Origin of the sequence: Flammeovirga aprica JL-4, assembly GCF_012844305.1 — a bacterium.
GTDB classification, from domain to species: Bacteria; Bacteroidota; Bacteroidia; order Cytophagales; family Flammeovirgaceae; genus Flammeovirga; species Flammeovirga aprica.
Genome location: NZ_JABANE010000149.1, coordinates 1 through 16,507, shown reverse-complemented (window position 1 = coordinate 16,507; position 16,507 = coordinate 1). Strand labels below are relative to the sequence as shown.

Annotated in this window: 17 protein-coding genes; 7 read left to right on the top strand and 10 right to left on the bottom strand. The window is 30.4% G+C overall.

The window, feature by feature from the left end; all coding sequences use genetic code 11:
• Positions 1–68: 68 nt before the first annotated feature.
• The 5 genes from HHU12_RS30360 to HHU12_RS30340 form a co-directional block, all read right to left on the bottom strand.
• Entirely contained in the window at positions 69–359 is a 291-nt protein-coding gene (locus tag HHU12_RS30360; RefSeq protein WP_169660498.1) for a hypothetical protein, read from the bottom strand.
• A gap of 150 nt (positions 360–509) precedes the next feature.
• Positions 510–1,325, bottom strand: a complete 816-nt coding sequence (locus HHU12_RS30355; RefSeq protein WP_169660497.1) for a hypothetical protein — start codon at positions 1,323–1,325, stop codon at positions 510–512.
• A 58-nt stretch (positions 1,326–1,383) separates the two neighbouring features.
• Positions 1,384–1,974: a DUF4291 domain-containing protein gene (locus tag HHU12_RS30350; RefSeq protein ID WP_169660496.1), complete on the bottom strand. Its 591-nt coding sequence runs from the start codon at positions 1,972–1,974 to the stop codon at positions 1,384–1,386.
• Positions 1,975–2,248: 274 nt separating this feature from the next.
• A complete protein-coding gene (locus HHU12_RS30345) occupies positions 2,249–2,644 on the bottom strand; it encodes a hypothetical protein (protein ID WP_169660495.1) in 396 nt (131 codons plus the stop codon).
• 141 nt (positions 2,645–2,785) lie between these two features.
• Positions 2,786–2,926, bottom strand: a complete 141-nt coding sequence (locus HHU12_RS30340; RefSeq protein ID WP_169660494.1) for a hypothetical protein — start codon at positions 2,924–2,926, stop codon at positions 2,786–2,788.
• A gap of 275 nt (positions 2,927–3,201) precedes the next feature.
• On the opposite strand from HHU12_RS30340, the gene HHU12_RS30335 reads away from it, so the two are divergent.
• From HHU12_RS30335 to HHU12_RS30325, 3 genes are all read left to right on the top strand, one after another.
• Entirely contained in the window at positions 3,202–3,354 is a 153-nt protein-coding gene (locus HHU12_RS30335; protein ID WP_169660493.1) for a hypothetical protein, read from the top strand.
• Between the two features lie 48 nt (positions 3,355–3,402).
• Positions 3,403–3,831 (top strand): hypothetical protein, encoded by a 429-nt coding sequence (locus HHU12_RS30330; RefSeq protein ID WP_169660492.1) that lies wholly within the window; start codon positions 3,403–3,405, stop codon positions 3,829–3,831.
• A gap of 142 nt (positions 3,832–3,973) precedes the next feature.
• Positions 3,974–4,363 (top strand): hypothetical protein, encoded by a 390-nt coding sequence (locus HHU12_RS30325; protein WP_169660491.1) that lies wholly within the window; start codon positions 3,974–3,976, stop codon positions 4,361–4,363.
• Positions 4,364–4,490: 127 nt separating this feature from the next.
• On the opposite strand, the gene HHU12_RS30320 is transcribed toward HHU12_RS30325, so the two are convergent.
• Positions 4,491–4,835, bottom strand: a complete 345-nt coding sequence (locus HHU12_RS30320) for an antibiotic biosynthesis monooxygenase family protein (RefSeq protein ID WP_169660490.1) — start codon at positions 4,833–4,835, stop codon at positions 4,491–4,493.
• Positions 4,836–4,929: 94 nt separating this feature from the next.
• Positions 4,930–5,142, bottom strand: coding sequence for a leucine-rich repeat domain-containing protein (locus tag HHU12_RS30315; RefSeq protein WP_169660489.1), 213 nt, complete (start codon positions 5,140–5,142; stop codon positions 4,930–4,932).
• A 577-nt stretch (positions 5,143–5,719) separates the two neighbouring features.
• On the opposite strand from HHU12_RS30315, the gene HHU12_RS30310 reads away from it, so the two are divergent.
• The 4 genes from HHU12_RS30310 to HHU12_RS30295 all read left to right on the top strand — a co-directional run bounded on the left by HHU12_RS30310 (position 5,720) and on the right by HHU12_RS30295 (position 13,433).
• The gene (locus tag HHU12_RS30310; RefSeq protein ID WP_169660488.1) at positions 5,720–8,179 is read left to right on the top strand and encodes a BspA family leucine-rich repeat surface protein; all 2,460 of its coding nucleotides are present in this window, start codon (positions 5,720–5,722) and stop codon (positions 8,177–8,179) included.
• Positions 8,180–8,734: 555 nt separating this feature from the next.
• On the top strand, positions 8,735–9,841 hold the full coding sequence (locus HHU12_RS30305; protein WP_169660487.1) for a BamA/TamA family outer membrane protein: 1,107 nt from the start codon (positions 8,735–8,737) through the stop codon (positions 9,839–9,841).
• A gap of 512 nt (positions 9,842–10,353) precedes the next feature.
• A complete protein-coding gene (locus tag HHU12_RS30300; RefSeq protein ID WP_169660486.1) occupies positions 10,354–11,724 on the top strand; it encodes a DUF4493 domain-containing protein in 1,371 nt (456 codons plus the stop codon).
• A 266-nt stretch (positions 11,725–11,990) separates the two neighbouring features.
• Complete coding sequence (locus tag HHU12_RS30295; protein WP_169660485.1) at positions 11,991–13,433, top strand: cytochrome P450; 1,443 nt, start codon at positions 11,991–11,993, stop codon at positions 13,431–13,433.
• A 450-nt stretch (positions 13,434–13,883) separates the two neighbouring features.
• On the opposite strand, the gene HHU12_RS30290 is transcribed toward HHU12_RS30295, so the two are convergent.
• The 3 genes from HHU12_RS30290 to HHU12_RS30280 form a co-directional block, all read right to left on the bottom strand.
• Positions 13,884–15,089, bottom strand: coding sequence for an erythromycin esterase family protein (locus HHU12_RS30290; RefSeq protein WP_169660484.1), 1,206 nt, complete (start codon positions 15,087–15,089; stop codon positions 13,884–13,886).
• Between the two features lie 187 nt (positions 15,090–15,276).
• Positions 15,277–15,702 (bottom strand): hypothetical protein, encoded by a 426-nt coding sequence (locus HHU12_RS30285; protein WP_169660483.1) that lies wholly within the window; start codon positions 15,700–15,702, stop codon positions 15,277–15,279.
• A 13-nt stretch (positions 15,703–15,715) separates the two neighbouring features.
• Complete coding sequence (locus HHU12_RS30280; RefSeq protein WP_169660482.1) at positions 15,716–16,351, bottom strand: hypothetical protein; 636 nt, start codon at positions 16,349–16,351, stop codon at positions 15,716–15,718.
• Positions 16,352–16,507 lie beyond the last annotated feature (156 nt).

The following is a 16,507-nucleotide window of genomic DNA, read 5'->3' as shown; positions in this document are numbered from 1 at the left end:
ACGGATGGTTTCTTCAATTCATGTCACCCAAAAACAGCTTTGTGATTGGGCGACGTAAGTTTATATACCTATTTAATTTTTTCAACTTCAATAAAGTCAGGACCTCCATCAACAGGATACCCCTCCACTTTATGTCCAATAATCGTAACAGTTTTATCGATATAATCATTCAAATTTACAGCAGTACTTCTCAAAGCATACCCCGATAATGTATGTGTACCATATTGATAAGTCGTTATACCTTGTTCTTTAATTACTCCTGTCAATTCAATACCATCTGAATTCATGTCATTTTTAGCACAAGAAAAGCCTATCATCATAATTGAAATTGTAAGTAGGATCGTTTTTATTGTATTCATTAGTAACTCTGGTTTTGGAAAATAATAAACCCATTTTTGAATTGGGATTGATAAAACAAATTAGAAAACTGAAGGATCAAGTTCAAATTACTCATGAAATTTTTAATGGTAGCACCCTACCCTAATCGTTACAATTCTGATATTATAAAATCAATCCATTTTACTTTTTAATGCTTCAGCATAATTATTATCTTCTTCTGAAGGACTAATTTCCAATGCTTCGATAATTATTTCTTTCAAAAATTCAATTTCGTAGTACTTCGACAGAATCGGTTTTAATTGACTCATTTTTTGAAGTGCCATTGAAGAAATCACCCAACCTTTGTATTCATCCTTCCACTGTTCAACGAATTCTATTAGTTTTTTCTGAAGATTGACATCTTGTTCAAAATTAGCTAAAATCTGTATTGCCATGATCTGTTCACTGATGTCTTTTGAATCTATAAACTTCCAACAAGATGACTTCACAGCTTTTGTATCATAGGCAACATATTTATCGATCAAAATATCCAATGGCAATCCGCTTGAAGAGGATGATAAAATTCGAAATAAATCATCAGATGCACTAGAGACTTTATTGGCCATTACAGCCATAGTACTCCAAGTCTTTAGCAATGTAGGTTCATCTGAATTGATTCTATCAATTAGCTCATCATTAAAATCAGCATCTTGTATAATGCCAATCAGCCTATATGCAAATACTCTTTTCGTTTCATTCGTAGAATTAAATAGATCGTGGATTAACTCTTTGTATTCATGACTATTTTTCAAAAAGTCAAAACGGCCCGCAATTTCATATTCAACAAGGAGATTATTCACTCGAAAAAAATCATCTTTATCAAACTCATCATTATACTTTACAAATCTTATTTCTTCGATAAGTTTCTTCGCTAATTCATCATTAGTTTCGTTTATTCTGTTAGCAGTAAAAGTGAATAAAAATAAGATAACAGTTAATAGTTTCATTTTAAATTGATCATTAAATTAGGCAAATCATTAATAGTCATTCTGATAATAGTCTTTTTTATTTTATACCGATTTTCTTCTCTATCGTAACTGGTAAAGGATATAGCTTTTCGATTGGCAAGAAACGTTTCAATTCTTTATGCTTCCCTGATTTACGTAGAAGATTCATTTTCTTCACTAAAGGAGTCATATCAACAATCTCATCAATCCACTCTTGATTGTACTCTTCAATTAAAAACCTACTTATCCCTACCTGTATTGTTCTTTCTGTTAACTTCCCTCCTTTTAAAGTTCTTTCAGGGTCCCATTGAATATGGACTTTTGCATCTTTAAATAGCTTTTCCCATTCATAACCGCTCTTGTAAGTATCTTTATCGGGGTCGGTCAACACACCTAATGATAATACCTTTTCCCAGTATTCTCTCTTTATCTTAATACCTAAGATATATTCTTGATTAGATTTAGTTCCCCAATTACTCCTTTCCATCAGCCATAAAAAAGAAGGTTTAACCCAGGTCATTCTATTAAATGAAAAAGGAGATTCAAATTTTTGATTTTTTATCGCTGGCAGTGCTATTGACTTATTATAGGCTTGATAAACTGTAATAGTTTCTTTGTCATAGACTGCTCTAATTTCTTGATATTTCATCTTCGTATAAGTTTTTGTTAGTACTGCTTGCTTGTTTTCGATATTTATAAAAAAACCAATTGATATTTTATAAATAATAAAATAGGACACACAACTATTTAAAAATCATAGCTTAATTTAATGAAAGTGAGCACATATTCAAAATATGTATTTCGTATTAATCTCCCTCAAAATGATTTTTTAATAAAAAAGGATCAAGGTTGCCTCTAAAAAGAAATGCTTGATCCTATTTGTTAGAATTGAGATAAGTTTCTAGTGAACCTATCTTACTAATCTATTTTGAAGATAGAATTTTCTGCAATCTATATTTCTCAAAATAGTTCTCATCTCCTGTGTTATTGACATCCTGTTGAGCTAAGAACTTTACAAAAGAGTTTGTTTTAATATTGTATTTCCAAAGGGTTGGATACACTTTTTCTGTTCTGTCATTATAAGACATTCCTAAAATTGAAACAGTCGATTTATCCTCCCAATATGCTTCTTCCGGAAAACAAGATGTGCCACACATCATTAATTCAATCGCTGAAGAATCTTCCTCCGCCGCTTTTACAAGATATACTTTTATATCAACTTCCCTTCCCATATACTCCAAGCTTCCATCCTTGTATTCTAAAATCTCCAATCCATAACTATCCATATCAATATAATAAGTGGAGTCAGGTGAATACATAAATGTTTTTTCAAATAGTAGCTTATCCTCTTCAAACAAACCATATCTCACCAAGTTTGGATTAGATGTTAATGGCGTACCTGCATTTGGAAAAATAGATTCTGATATCTGATGAAAAGCTAACCAATTCGATTTTGAGGTTCAATTTAATGTAGAACTTGAGCTGTTGTTTTCTTCTGTAAGCATCTCAACTTTTTCATTAGTTGAAGTTTCCTTTTTCAGATCTCCACAAGCATAGATTAGGAAAGAAGCACTGAGTGTCAGAAGAATTTGTTTGTTCATTTTCAAAAAATAAAGTTATTGATATTATCCCTTGAGGGGTTTAGGATTATAAATACATTAATCATACCCTCTTTACCTAATCTTAATCTTAAATTCTAAAACTTTTTCTTGAAAAGCAGGAGGATTTCCTATTAGAAATATACTATTTAAAAACAGAATAATAATATTACTCTGATCTAAAATCAAAAATAGTAACATTGTTACCTAATGAAAGTTAAGTTGTTTTGTAACGCTGTAACATTGCAATACATTTGCATCACATCAAACGAAAAAATATGAAGAATTTGAAAAATAAAACAATTCAATTTAGAGTAACTCAGCATGAATTTGAGACTCTGAAAGAAATTGCCTGGAAAAAGAGAAGTACAGTTTCAGAAATCTTCCAAAAAATGGCAAAAAAAGTTATTTCAAATCATAATGAGAAATAATAACTCATAATCATCTCAGACATCTAAACAATTTTAATTTAAAAGAAAATGAAAAAGACAATTACAATTTTAGTATTATCAGTAGTAAGTTTAATCTTTTCAAGCTGTGGTAGCAGAATGATACTTACTCCAAGTAATCAATCTATTACAGCAATTGAACACTGTTCTACCGAAGACTCAAAAGGCACACGACAGGTAACAATTTATCAAATAAATGAAAGTGTAACAGAATCAGATTTAGAACAGTTCAGAATTCATGACGATATTGAATATGCTGCTGTTTATATAAATAATGGAAAAGGAAAAGAGATAGAATACAATGTTGCTGGAATCACTCTTTTACAACTGGTAAAAAATGCTGACTTAAATATTTCAGACCTTAATCATGAGCATTTTGAATGGATAGATACACCTGATGGAAATAGAAATATCCAATTTGTTATAAAAGCTATACACTTCGATGAAGAAGAATATTAATTAATTCGTCTTTAAAAATAAATTTCTCAAATCAATAAGCTACGTTTAAAAGCTTCTTCAGCTATTTCCATTGATTATACCTTTATCTGTAAAAAGAGAAGAGCATTTAATACGCTTCGTTTAAAAAATCAAATCTATTATCATGAAAAAGTTCTTTATCATCCTATTTACATTAATTTCTATTCAATCTTTTGCACAAACTTCTGAGTGGAGAACACCTGATAAATCTCTACATAAAGCCGTTGGTTATACTATTGGAGCTGGATCATACCTCACCCTATCAATTATACCAAATATTACCCCAGAAGAAAAATTAATAATTTCTATAGCAACAACAACTTTAGTAGCTACTTCAAAAGAACTTTTAGACATGACTGAAGAGGGAAATAAATTTTGTCAAATTGATCTATGGAAAACAGCTTCAAGAGGTGCAATTAGTGCAGGAGTTTTATATGGTATTGACAAAGTATTTTTCCAAAAAAAACGAAAAAACAGAAAAATAAGGCTATCTGTCAATGGCTATCAATTTTAATAAAACCTCAACTATTTCCATCAAAATTCAACGGTTTATATCAAATATCAAAAGTTGAATATTTACACTCAAAGCATGTTTGGAATCATAAGATCTTCATCACAGATTCCAAACATGCTTCATTATTTTATTGGTGATAACTATTGCTGTCTACTGGTGCATCATCACGTTCATCCAGTCCATAGTCTCTAATTATTTGACCAACTCTAATGCTATAATCAGAGAATATATGCTTTTTACCTGAAGCTTGTCCCTTTCGATGCAACATGTTATTTCTCCAATGCTCAATAGCTTTTTCATCTTCCCAATAAGAAAGTGAAAGCATCTTGTTGGGGTTTTGAAGACTTTGGAATCTTTCAATAGAAATAAAACCTTCCATTCCTTCTAGCATCGGTTTAAGCTTTGATGCTATTTCTAAATACTCTTGTTTATTTTCTTCCTTTGGTAATACTTCAAAAATTACTGCTATCATTTCAACTTTTCTTAAATATTAATTGGCTTCAAAAATCAAACAAAGATAGTTGCCAATAATTTCCAGAAAGTTGTTTTTGTTGTTTTTAACTTCATTACAAAAGCATCTCACATCCCTGTAATGCATCCCTTACATCTTCAGGGATTTTTGTGATTTTATTTCCTCTTAGGTCTAAGACCTTTAGAGACTTAAGGTGTTTTACATCGTAACAGAAGTTTTCATCCGTTAAATTGTTTTTACTTAAATCAAGTTTGTTCAAATTGGATAAAGCTTTGATAGACTTTTCGTTTAACTTGAATTCAAACATATTCAACTTGCTCAATACCAATTCTTCTAAATTTAGAAATAACTCGAAGTCATTGTCATTTATGTAAAACTTCTTTGGGTTATTGGGTTTAAAAATAAAACTTCTCACCCTGTGGAAATAAGGTAAATCTTTTGGGAAAGGAAGATGTTCATGTTTCCTGACATTCTAGAATTATATAACCAAAAGTTGTCTTAATTTATTAACCGAAAAAAGATTGCAAATCCAAACAAGAATATGATTGATTTTTATTAACACTTAGGGATGGTGGACAATAACATAGTACAGGTCTAATTACTGTAATTATATACGTGAAATATGTTTCACTCTTTATGATTACAATTTTTCTAATTTTAGAGTAATCTCTGTTTATGCCAAGTAATATGATAAAACTTTTTTTGATTATACTGCCAAAAAAATGATCAAAAGAAACACTTATCAAACATTTTTCACTTAGTACTTTACTTAATAAATAGAAGTGACTTTTGATGTTACTTTTATCGAGTTATGTAGACTCGATAATTCTTTACAAAATAGTCGTGATAAACTCTAACTAAAAACATAAAAACTATCAATAATTATGAATTTATTTTTTGTCCTATTATTACTTCTAGTTCCAAAGTTTATAAGTGCTCAAGAGAGTAGTTCTGAATTTATTTTTGTTGTTCAACAAAAGCAGTCTCCTATAACCTTTAATGCAAACACCCTTTCATCCTTTGAGATAGACTGGCATAATGATGGCGATTGGGAAGAAATCAGAACTTCTGGATTGGAAGAAATTTCCTATGAATTTGAAGGTGTCTTAGATACAATTCGGATAAGAGGAGAATTGAACCATTTTCATGCCCCAAAAAAAATCGTCGATGTTTTACAATGGGGGGATGTTCATTTTCTAAGCTTAGATAAAACATTTAATAAGTGTCTGCTTCTCAAATCTTTTTCTGCTCATGACACGCCGAATTTAAAGGATGTTACTAATATGAACTTTACTTTTAGTGGTTGCAAGTTATTTAATGGCAATCTGAGTGAATGGGATGTATCGTTTGTTCAAACAATGCGGTCTACTTTTTATAATGCAGTGAATTTTGATTGTGATTTGAGTAATTGGAAGGTATCTCAGGTAAATAATATGAGGTATATGTTTGAAAAAGCTTCGAAGTTTAATTCTGACCTTAGTAGTTGGGATGTTACTTCTGTAAAAAACATGCAAAATATATTTATAGATAGTGGTCTTTCCCCTGAGAATTATGATAAGTTGCTGAAAAACTGGAGTAAATTAACAGTTAAAAATAATGTCCAATTAGATGTGTCAGTGGAATCATGTCAATCATCCGAAGAGAAGCAAATTTTAATAAAGGATTACGGTTGGAAAATTAGTGACGCAGGCTCTTGTAGTAATGAGATATCAAAAGGAGATCTTGTCTTTGTTGTGGATGGTAACGAAACTAATATTACTGTTTATTTAGAAGCTAATACAGGTTCAATTGAGATTGATTGGAATAATAATGGTAATTGGGTCTCTATTGAAAATAGTAGCCTTGATTATGATCAATTGAGAGGGAAATACATTTCTCATACATTTCAAGTTTCTCTTCCTGATACAATTCGTTTAAGGGCAGATTTGAAATATTTCATGGCTCCACCTAGTATAGTCGATGTTGTTCAATGGGGGCATTCGAATTTTAAATATTTCAATAGAGTTTTTGAAAAATGTGATAAACTAGAAAAATTCACAGCGTTAGATACCCCTAATTTATCTTCTGTATTAGACATGGAAAGTGCATTTTACGGGGCAACTTCCTTTGATGGAGATATTAGTGATTGGGATGTCTCATCTATAGTAAATATGAGAACATTATTTTGTGATGCAGAATCTTTCAATGGAGATATAAGTAACTGGAATGTTTCCGCTGTGGAGAGTATGAGGTCTATGTTTTATAATGCTTCTTCCTTTAATAAAGATTTGAACAACTGGGATGTTTCGTCTGTTAAAAATATGAGAGGAATGTTTTTTTATGCAGATTCATTTGATGGAGATATAAGTGGCTGGGACGTATCTTCTGTAAATGATATGGGATGGATGTTTGATAGTGCTATAAGCTTTAATGGAAATTTGAGTGACTGGGATGTATCCAATGTTACCTTCATGGTTTCTATGTTTAGAAATGCAAAAGCCTTCAATGGTAACATTAGTGGCTGGGATGTTGGTTCTGTAACAAATATGAGATCAATGTTTTCTCAAGCTTCATCCTTTAATAGACATTTGAACGATTGGGATGTTTCTAAAGTTCAAGATATGTTTAGGATGTTTTCAGGAGCAAAAGCTTTTAACGGTAATATTAGTGATTGGGAAGTTGACTCAGTAACAAATATGAGATCAATGTTTTATTTATCATCTTTTAATGGAGATGTTAGTAATTGGGATGTTGGTTCTGTAACAAATATGTCTGGGATGTTTGCTAGAGTTGAATCTTTTAATGGAGATGTTAGTAACTGGGATGTTTCTAAGGTTGAAACAATGGATGAAATGTTTCATGGGGCGAAATCTTTTGATGGTGATTTAAGTGAATGGGACATTACCTTGGTAACTGATATGAGAAGAATGTTGACAAATAGTGGGTTATCGTCAACTAACTATGATAAACTTCTGAATACTTGGAGCGAAAAAAAAGTTATGGAAGGTGTTCAATTGGATGTTTCATCTACTTTTTGTGGTGGAGAGATTGGAAAAGATAAATTAAGGCAAATCTATCATTGGGTTATTACTGATGGTGGAAAAACTTGTTCCAATTCAAGAAAAACAATTAATCAATTATTATTAGATAATAAGTTGAACCAAAGTAAATTAAAATTTTCCGGACATATAGAGTGGGAATTATATAATTTTACGGGTAAATTAATTGAAAAAGGATCATCTACTCTTCAAAGAGGACAAACATTAGAATGGGATGAACTACAAAATCTAAATAAAAAGTCAGGTATATTGAGAATTTTTGATAGTTCAGGAAAAGTTTCAGTGATAAAATTTATGAAAGAATAAATAATCTGTAAACTACAGAGTAGAATGTTTATAGTGTTAGAAATCAGGAGATTTATGATGATTTTAAGGACACGAATGACACTTACCCTTAACATTCGCACCAGTGGGTTTTCTAAGTAACACGTTTGGTAGCACTCCACCGACCTTAAAAGGAAAAGCGTTAAGAATTTATTGTTTGAGCTTTAGCGATTTTAAAATCATTTAAGTAAGAGAAAACCTTGACTTTTTTGCTTCGCTTTTGTGTTAAGACAAAAATGAAAAAGAAGGTAGCTAGAGTAGATCATAAAAAGCTTGCAGAAATTCGATTGAAAGTTAAGGATAATTTAGTTTGCATTCTGATAATTATAACATTAGTAGTAGAGGTACAAAAAATTGAAGTATCTCTACTACAATTTTATGGAGTAAAAAACTAGGGATTTAATAAAACAAAAGAATGCTTTCATTACATATTATCACAGTGAAAAATATTAATAATTTCACCTTAATTAAACCAACATTTTTTAATCTATCCACTAAAAATCACCTGAAAATATTACCAATAAATTTTAAAAAAAAATGAATTCCAAACTATTCTCCTTTATAATATTATTACTGTTTTTTTTCGTAAAATGTAACGCACAATCAGAAACAGATACTATTTACAAACATCAATTTACAGCATTCCCTTATCCGGCTTATGCTCAAGAAACAAGTTGGGAATTTGGAGCTGTAGGTATTTATCAATTTAAGTTAGCTAATGCTACTTTCAATACAAGGCCTTCTAATCTTGACTTCGTTGGTTTTTATACATTAGAAAACCAGATGCGCATTAGACTTAGGCATACAATATTTACAAAAGATGAGAATTGGGTATTTGAAGGATTGGCAGATTATGCCAAATATCCAGAGAAATACTATGGTGTAGGTAATAATACACCTACAAATAATGAACAACTAATGAGTTGGTCAAAGATAGAGTTCAGACAACAACTCCTAAAAAAACTTCATGACCAGATGTTTTTAGGTTTACAATACAGGTTAGTTAATTTTTGGGAAATTAGTGTAGAGAGTCGAGCTGATGGCACAGGGAGTTTAGAAGAAATACCAGGTTATCAAGGTGGAGTGAACTCTGGTTTAGGAGTAGTATATAAATGGGATAAAAGAAATTATGTACTTGCTCCTACAAAAGGGCTTTTCATTGAATTGAGAGCTGTAACTTATACTAGTTGGTTGGGAAGCGGTTATCAATTCAATACTATTGAACTTGATATGAGGAAATATTTTTCGCTTAACACAAGAAAACCGAATAATACAATTCTTGCATTTCAAGGTATATTAAATCAGCGAAATGGTAATATTCCTTTTAGGGAATTATCTCTAATGGGAGGGTTTGTTATGATGAGAGGAGTTTATCAAGGGAGGTTTAGAGACAATAATATGATGGCTTTTCAAAGTGAACTCAGACAGCACCTGTTCTGGAGGATAGGTGCAACAGCTTTTTTCTCATTAGCACAAGTTGGAGCAAATTGGGACTCTTTTCAAATTAGGCAATTTAAACTTGCTGGAGGGGCAGGATTCAGGCTGCTTATAAATAAAAATGATAGAGCAACTTTGAGAGCCGATTACGGATTAGGACCTGGCGGAAGTTCTGGATTGTATCTTACATTAGGAGAAGCGTTTTAATTTATATATTTGATTTTAAGTATATTGGGGTAATTATTTTTTAGTAAAGTATAAAATAGGGAATCTTGTAAAAGACTTACCTATCTGTCAATACTAGAAAAAATTGAAAAGGCTAGTTTGTCTTTACTATTGAGTCAGGATATTCTACAAACTTTTTGAGAAGTGAAAGAAGTAACTCAAATTTAGGTAAAATCAACTCCAAAAAGCCAAATTAGATATCTTTCATGTTCTTACACTCTAACGCATAACACATTCACCTCATTTTAAATCAGTTAGACTTTAACAAATGCTTTTATATTAAATATATTTAGACTTTTTAAGGACTTCTTCTTTAAATTTTGATTTGAAAACCAAAAAAAGTCTAGACAGTTTATTTATATTGAATTTTATTAACACATATATTGATATATATTAACACCGTTGCTGATTGTAAAATACTCATTTTTTCATCTAATAATTAAAGTGAATCACTGAATTCAAAAACATACTTACACCCTTAAACAAATTATTAGATGAAAAAACTATTTATTAAAATTTCATTCTTTTGCTTTATTTTATTTTCATGTTCAACAACAGAAAAGATAGGTTTTAAAGTAGATGGACAATTTCAGTTAAACCTTTCATTGATTGATGAAGTGATTATTGGAAAAAGTAGTTCAAGAACATTCAACCTACCTTTAGAAGAATTTTTAATTACTATTTTAACTAAAGATTCTTCTACAGTAATTGAAAATACTTATTACAGTGAAATTGCCAATGGTATACTTCTTAATGGAGGAGAGTATATAATTAAAGCGTATAGCGGTAAATTGAATGACTTTTCATTTAACACCCCAGTTTATTATGGAGAAGCTAATTTTGAAATATATCCGGATCAATTTACACAGTTAGATTTATCAGTTGCATTAATTAATGCTAAAATACAGGTTAATTTTTCTGATACTCTTCAAATATTATATCCTAATATAAACGTTACGATAAGATCTGACAGTGGTAAATCTATTACCTTAAGAAGAGATAATAATAACATTTTATATGTTATACCACAACATTTATATTTTGATGTAAACTATGAAAATAACCCTCAGGAAAATTGGTTAACATTTCAAATACCCAATGTAAGAGCTAATGATTTCTACAAAATAACTTTATCAACAATTAAACAAGGGGCTGATATTAATTTAGTGATTGAAGAAGAAGATATTATTGATATGGAATTTAACTTACCTTTAAATGATGGGTATATAATTCCTGAAAATCCTGTAATCATTGATTCTATAGAAACAGTATTTCCTGATGATGTTTATATTTCAAGTAAAATTGGACTTGATAACTTTGTAGAATTAGGTATTACTAAAATAGATGGCAACCTCACTGTTAATACAATAGAAATAACAGATTTAAGCAGATTATCAACTTTAAAAGAGGTAACAGGTAATGTAAGTTTAACCGGCTTAGGTAGTGTTGTCAATTTAAATGGTTTTCAGAATCTTAAAAAAATTGGAAACAACCTAAGGATTTCTACAAGTTATCAAACTAAACTAAATTCATTTTTGTATTTTGTAGCCTTAGATTCAGTTATGGGTGACGTCTATTTGAGTAGTATTCCAGCTGAAATCATCAATAACCTTGAATTTATTCATAATTTAAAATACGTTGGTGGTGATTTGAAAATTCTGAATAACCAAATTGTAAAATTGTCTGGATTAGAAAACCTAGAAACTATAGTTGGAGATATTACTTTTGAAAATAATAGACAACTCTCAAACTACTGTGGACTTAACCCCAATGTCCTAATAAATAATAGAGGGAATTATATTTCAAGGAATAATAAATATAATCCAACAAGAACATCATTAGAAAACTTACTGTGTAGACAATGAGAAATCCCTTGTAAAGTATACATGTGACACTATAAAATACACTTTCAAAGAGTAAAAGTTTACGATATTAAAAACTAAAATTAAGTATTTGGACTTACAAAAATCTGATGTCTTGGATTTTCTTTACATCTAATTTGGGCTAGATAGAGGAGTATTATATTAACTCAAATATTCATTCTACAGTACAGTTTTAAAATAATAATTATATAATTCACTATCTCAACTTTTTATGTTCAATTACTTAATCTAATTCTTATAGATAACAAATGAAAAAACTAAACTACTCAAAGTCCATAAATAATTTAAAAGGGCCAAAAGGGATCCCATTTATTGGTAACTTATTACAAATAAATAAAGAAAAATTACATCAAAATCTAGAACAGTGGGCAAAAAAGTATGGAGACTTTTATAAAATTAACTTTCCAGGTTTAAAGATCGTTGTCGTTTCCAACCCTTACTATGTAAACGAAATATTAAATAACCGTCCCAATAAATTTCGTCGTCTTTCTAAAATGAAAAAAGTCCTTGAAGAAATGGGTTTTTATGGTACTCTTTCTTCAGAAGGAGAAGAATGGAAAAAACATAGAAAGGTGACACAGCAAGCTTTAAGTCATAAAAATGTGGAGAACTATTTTCCTCTAATTCTAAAAATTGGGAATAGATTAGAAGAGTTTTGGGCAAATAAATTTAATGGTAATAAATATCTTGATAATTATGAAATTTCTCAAGACTTCATGAATGCAACAATTGATATAACAACAAACCTTGCCTTTGGCTGTGATCTAAATACGGTTTATAAACAAAAAGAAATAACACAACAACATATTTCTAAAGTTGTACCTAAACTAAATGAAAGGATTGTTTCTCCATTTCCTCTATGGAGATATATAAAAACAGCTTCTGATAGAGATTTTGATAAATCCATGAAAACTATAAAGGATATAATCAGTTTATTCATAGAAAATAATATTGATAACCTTAAAAGGTTTCCTGAAAGAAAAAAACAACCTACAAATTTTTTAGAAGCTTTACTTGTATCTCAGGATAAAGAAAATCCTTTCTCTTGGGAAGAAATATATGGAAATATATTCACTATGTTATTAACAGGTGAGGACACCACTGCAAATTCATTAGCTTGGTTTTCATATTATATGGCTACTAATAAATCCATTCAATATAAAATCCGTAATGAAATTCATGAGGTACTTGGAGAAGAATTTGATATTAAAGAAATAGGAGATACAAAAAAATTCAAATATCTTACTGCCACAATTAAGGAAGTACTAAGACTAAAACCAGTTGCCCCAATACTTTATTTACAAAGTAACGAAGATGTAATTTTAAAGGATACTTTATTTCCAAAAAACACTTTCTTTATTACTTTATTACGCTACGGAGGAATAGATGAAAAATACTTTTCTAAACCAAATCAGATTATCCCTGAAAGATGGATGCAAAAAGAAAGTAAATGCCCCTTTGAAGGGAAACACAAAGAAGATGTAATACTTACTTTTGGGGCAGGTCCGAGATATTGCCCAGGCAAATATCTAGCTGAAATTGAAATGATAGTATTTATCATTAAACTAATCAAAAACTATGAAATTGAACTTTCAGTTCCCGAATTTGAAATTTCAGAAAAATTTGATTTTACAATGACTCCAGAAAACTTGAAAGTAAAATTAACAATGATTAAAAGTAATAATTACTAAGGTTGAAAAACAAATAGATATTAAATTCAATTGTTATGTAGGATATGACTGAGCTGAGAGTGGAAGTATCAGGTTGAAGGGAGTTTGGGAGTGTCAGTTGAAGGTAGCACACTAGTTAAGTGTTGTTAGTCATCAAAAAATAGAACACTAATTAAGTAATTTGTATTACAATTCAAATGAACACTCAGGATTTTTGTTGTGTAAACGAACACTAATGCCATGCTAGAGGACACTACAATTAAGGTAATATAATTGTATTTACACAAAAAACATGTGCTTATTTTTTCTATAGATTGCTATCAGACAATAATACTACTAGAAAGTATAAGTATCAACACAATTAATAACGCCACTTATGATTATTTGCTTCCACAAAGTAATTTTTACTTCAGCAATAAAAAAACAATTCCTCTTACCATTAAATCTAATCGCAAGAGGAATGTAAAATGACTATTGTGTTTCCAAGGAACCTTCCTTCTTTGTACAGGGCTTCATTTCCTCAATATAAATTACTCCGTCAAGGATATTCATCCAATCTCTGACTTCTACCCTATGTCTAAGCCCTTTCATGCTGAAGTTTTTTTTCTTACCAGAATATGATCTAAAATCAAGGAAAGCTTGCTTGTAACCTAGAGCTTTAAAATCGTTTTCAATACTGCTTCTATGAGGCTCTTCTATATCATAATTATGAAGAGCATCTGTTTGATTTGCCCAGCCTGTACTTCCACTAAATGAAGTAAATCCTAAACTGTAAATTTGACTTCCAAGTGCTTTATGTACCTCACCTCCAAGACTCACCACTTTCTTACTTGTATTTCTAGCAATATGAAAATTATGCGCCCACACTATGATTTTTTTATCCTTAAAACGCTGATTAGACAGCCAAAGTAAATTATCTGCCATGTACTTATCACGAATATTTAGTGTTTCTCTAATATTTGAAGCAGTTCTCATCTTTGAGTGACCGATCAAGCTATGCAATTCTTGCTTCCTAAAATCATCTTTAGGATAAGAAGTATATAGTTGTTCGAGTTCTTTGAAATAAAAACTCAATTCTTCTTCATCTAAATCATATGCCTTATTATCTTTCACCAACACATCAAACACTTTGAAGAATCGTTCATCATTTGAAACTTTAAGGTTATTATCCTTTAAAAATGCTCTAAATTCATTTCTATAATTTTCAATAAAAAAAAGTTGCATATCAAAGCCTGAAATATAAAGTGGATTTTTTGTTTTCAATGTATTTTCCAAATATGAGAATAGTGGATCACACTCACTACATTGACTCCAAATTGGGAAGATACCCTTATGTGCATCTTCAAAATTGAGGGAATCTCTTTCAAAAGCTCCTTGTAAATCATAAAAGTTACTTTCAAAAGCGATAACATCAAACCCACACTCTTCATGCAAGTATTTCACAAGCCTCGCCTTCATTAGAAAGGTAGGTGCATCACCATGATCTTGTTCTCCCAACAGAACAATTCTTGAATCACCAATAGCTCTTTTGATTGCTTTCAAATCCTCATTGTCTTGATGATTGATATCCATAGATTTGATTTCACAAGCATCCGTCCGGATGTATTCTTTGATTTCTTTTTGAGCAAATAGTTTGCATGACAATAAAGTAAAAGTCAGAATTAATAGTTTTTTCATTTTAAGTGTATTTACAGTTTTTGCTTATAACTCGATGATGTTATGTTTACATCAGCTTGCTTATTATTCTGACAGAGGGTAAATGAAAAAGGTTGAAAGCACTTGTATTTTAAGAGCATGTATTAAACATGTTCTTATTTCAGTAGAGACTGAAAATCTTTTTCAAAAGACTTTTCATCAAAGTTCATCACATCCATAGCCTTACTTGAATCACCAAAAAAATATTATACACAATCTTGTAATATCCCCAAGTATACTCCATAGGAAACCGACGGTTTGTCTTAATTTGGCACCATGAGTTTATTGGTAAAATCCCCACCTTCTTCTTTATCTTATCTTCATTCCAGAAATGTATTTCAAGTTCTTCATTTTGTTTTTCAAATTCTAGCCGTTGCTCTCTTAATTGTGTTTCATTCAGTTCTTGAATACCCTTCCTAATTGGCTCATCAAAACATCCTTCTGCAAAGACAGTTTCTTGCAATAATACTGCATCGGAAGTAATTTCCATTTCAATAGGTAGCTTTTCAGGAACCTTATTTCTAAAACTTGCATTTGGAAATCCCCTGCTACGCTTTGTCCAATTTGTTTGTATCTTCTGAATATATATCAACATTTTTAGTCTATTATTAATTTTGGCTATCAGCATAAATTTGCATCTCAAGATTTTTAAGCTGAATCGACAATATCTTTAATCTGTAATTCAGTTCCACTACACTATTGTTCTTTACTATTTCCTTATCAAAATGCCCTTCATATATTAATGAGAACATTTTTTCATGTTCTTTATTTCCATTTAATGAGAGAAAGAACTTTTGTGCCATTTTCTCAATACGCTGATAATTATTTCTCTCAAACAAAAACCGATTCGAAACCTTAATATCATTTCCAGTCCCAAACTGCATAAGCTCTTGCTCAACTTTTAGAAGCTCTTCGTGAAAGGCTTTAAAATTAGGATTTCTTTTACCTTCAAAATATAAATCTAGATTTACATAAGCTCCATTTGACAGGTTCATCAACTTAACATAATCAGTTTTCGGCTTATTCTTTTTATTTAATTCTTCAGCAAAGCTAAAGAGCAGTACGCATGGAATAATTAATAAAACAGCATCTGCTGAAATGTAAAGTTTGTTTTGACCTTTAAAAATAGATAAGAGAAACAGTACTGAATATACTGATAACATCAGAACTGACAGGTATATTAGATTTGGAGATAACTCTAATAGCGTTGAATTTTTCACCATTAATCCAATACTGCTTGCCATCAGTAAAACCACATTCAAAATAGATATTATAACCATCAATTTGCGATACGGGTACTCCTTTGTTACATCACCTCTCAATATTCCTAAGTACTGAGACAAATTAAAATATAAGCTATATTTATACCCTAATTATGGGTCGTAAAACAAAAGTTATAG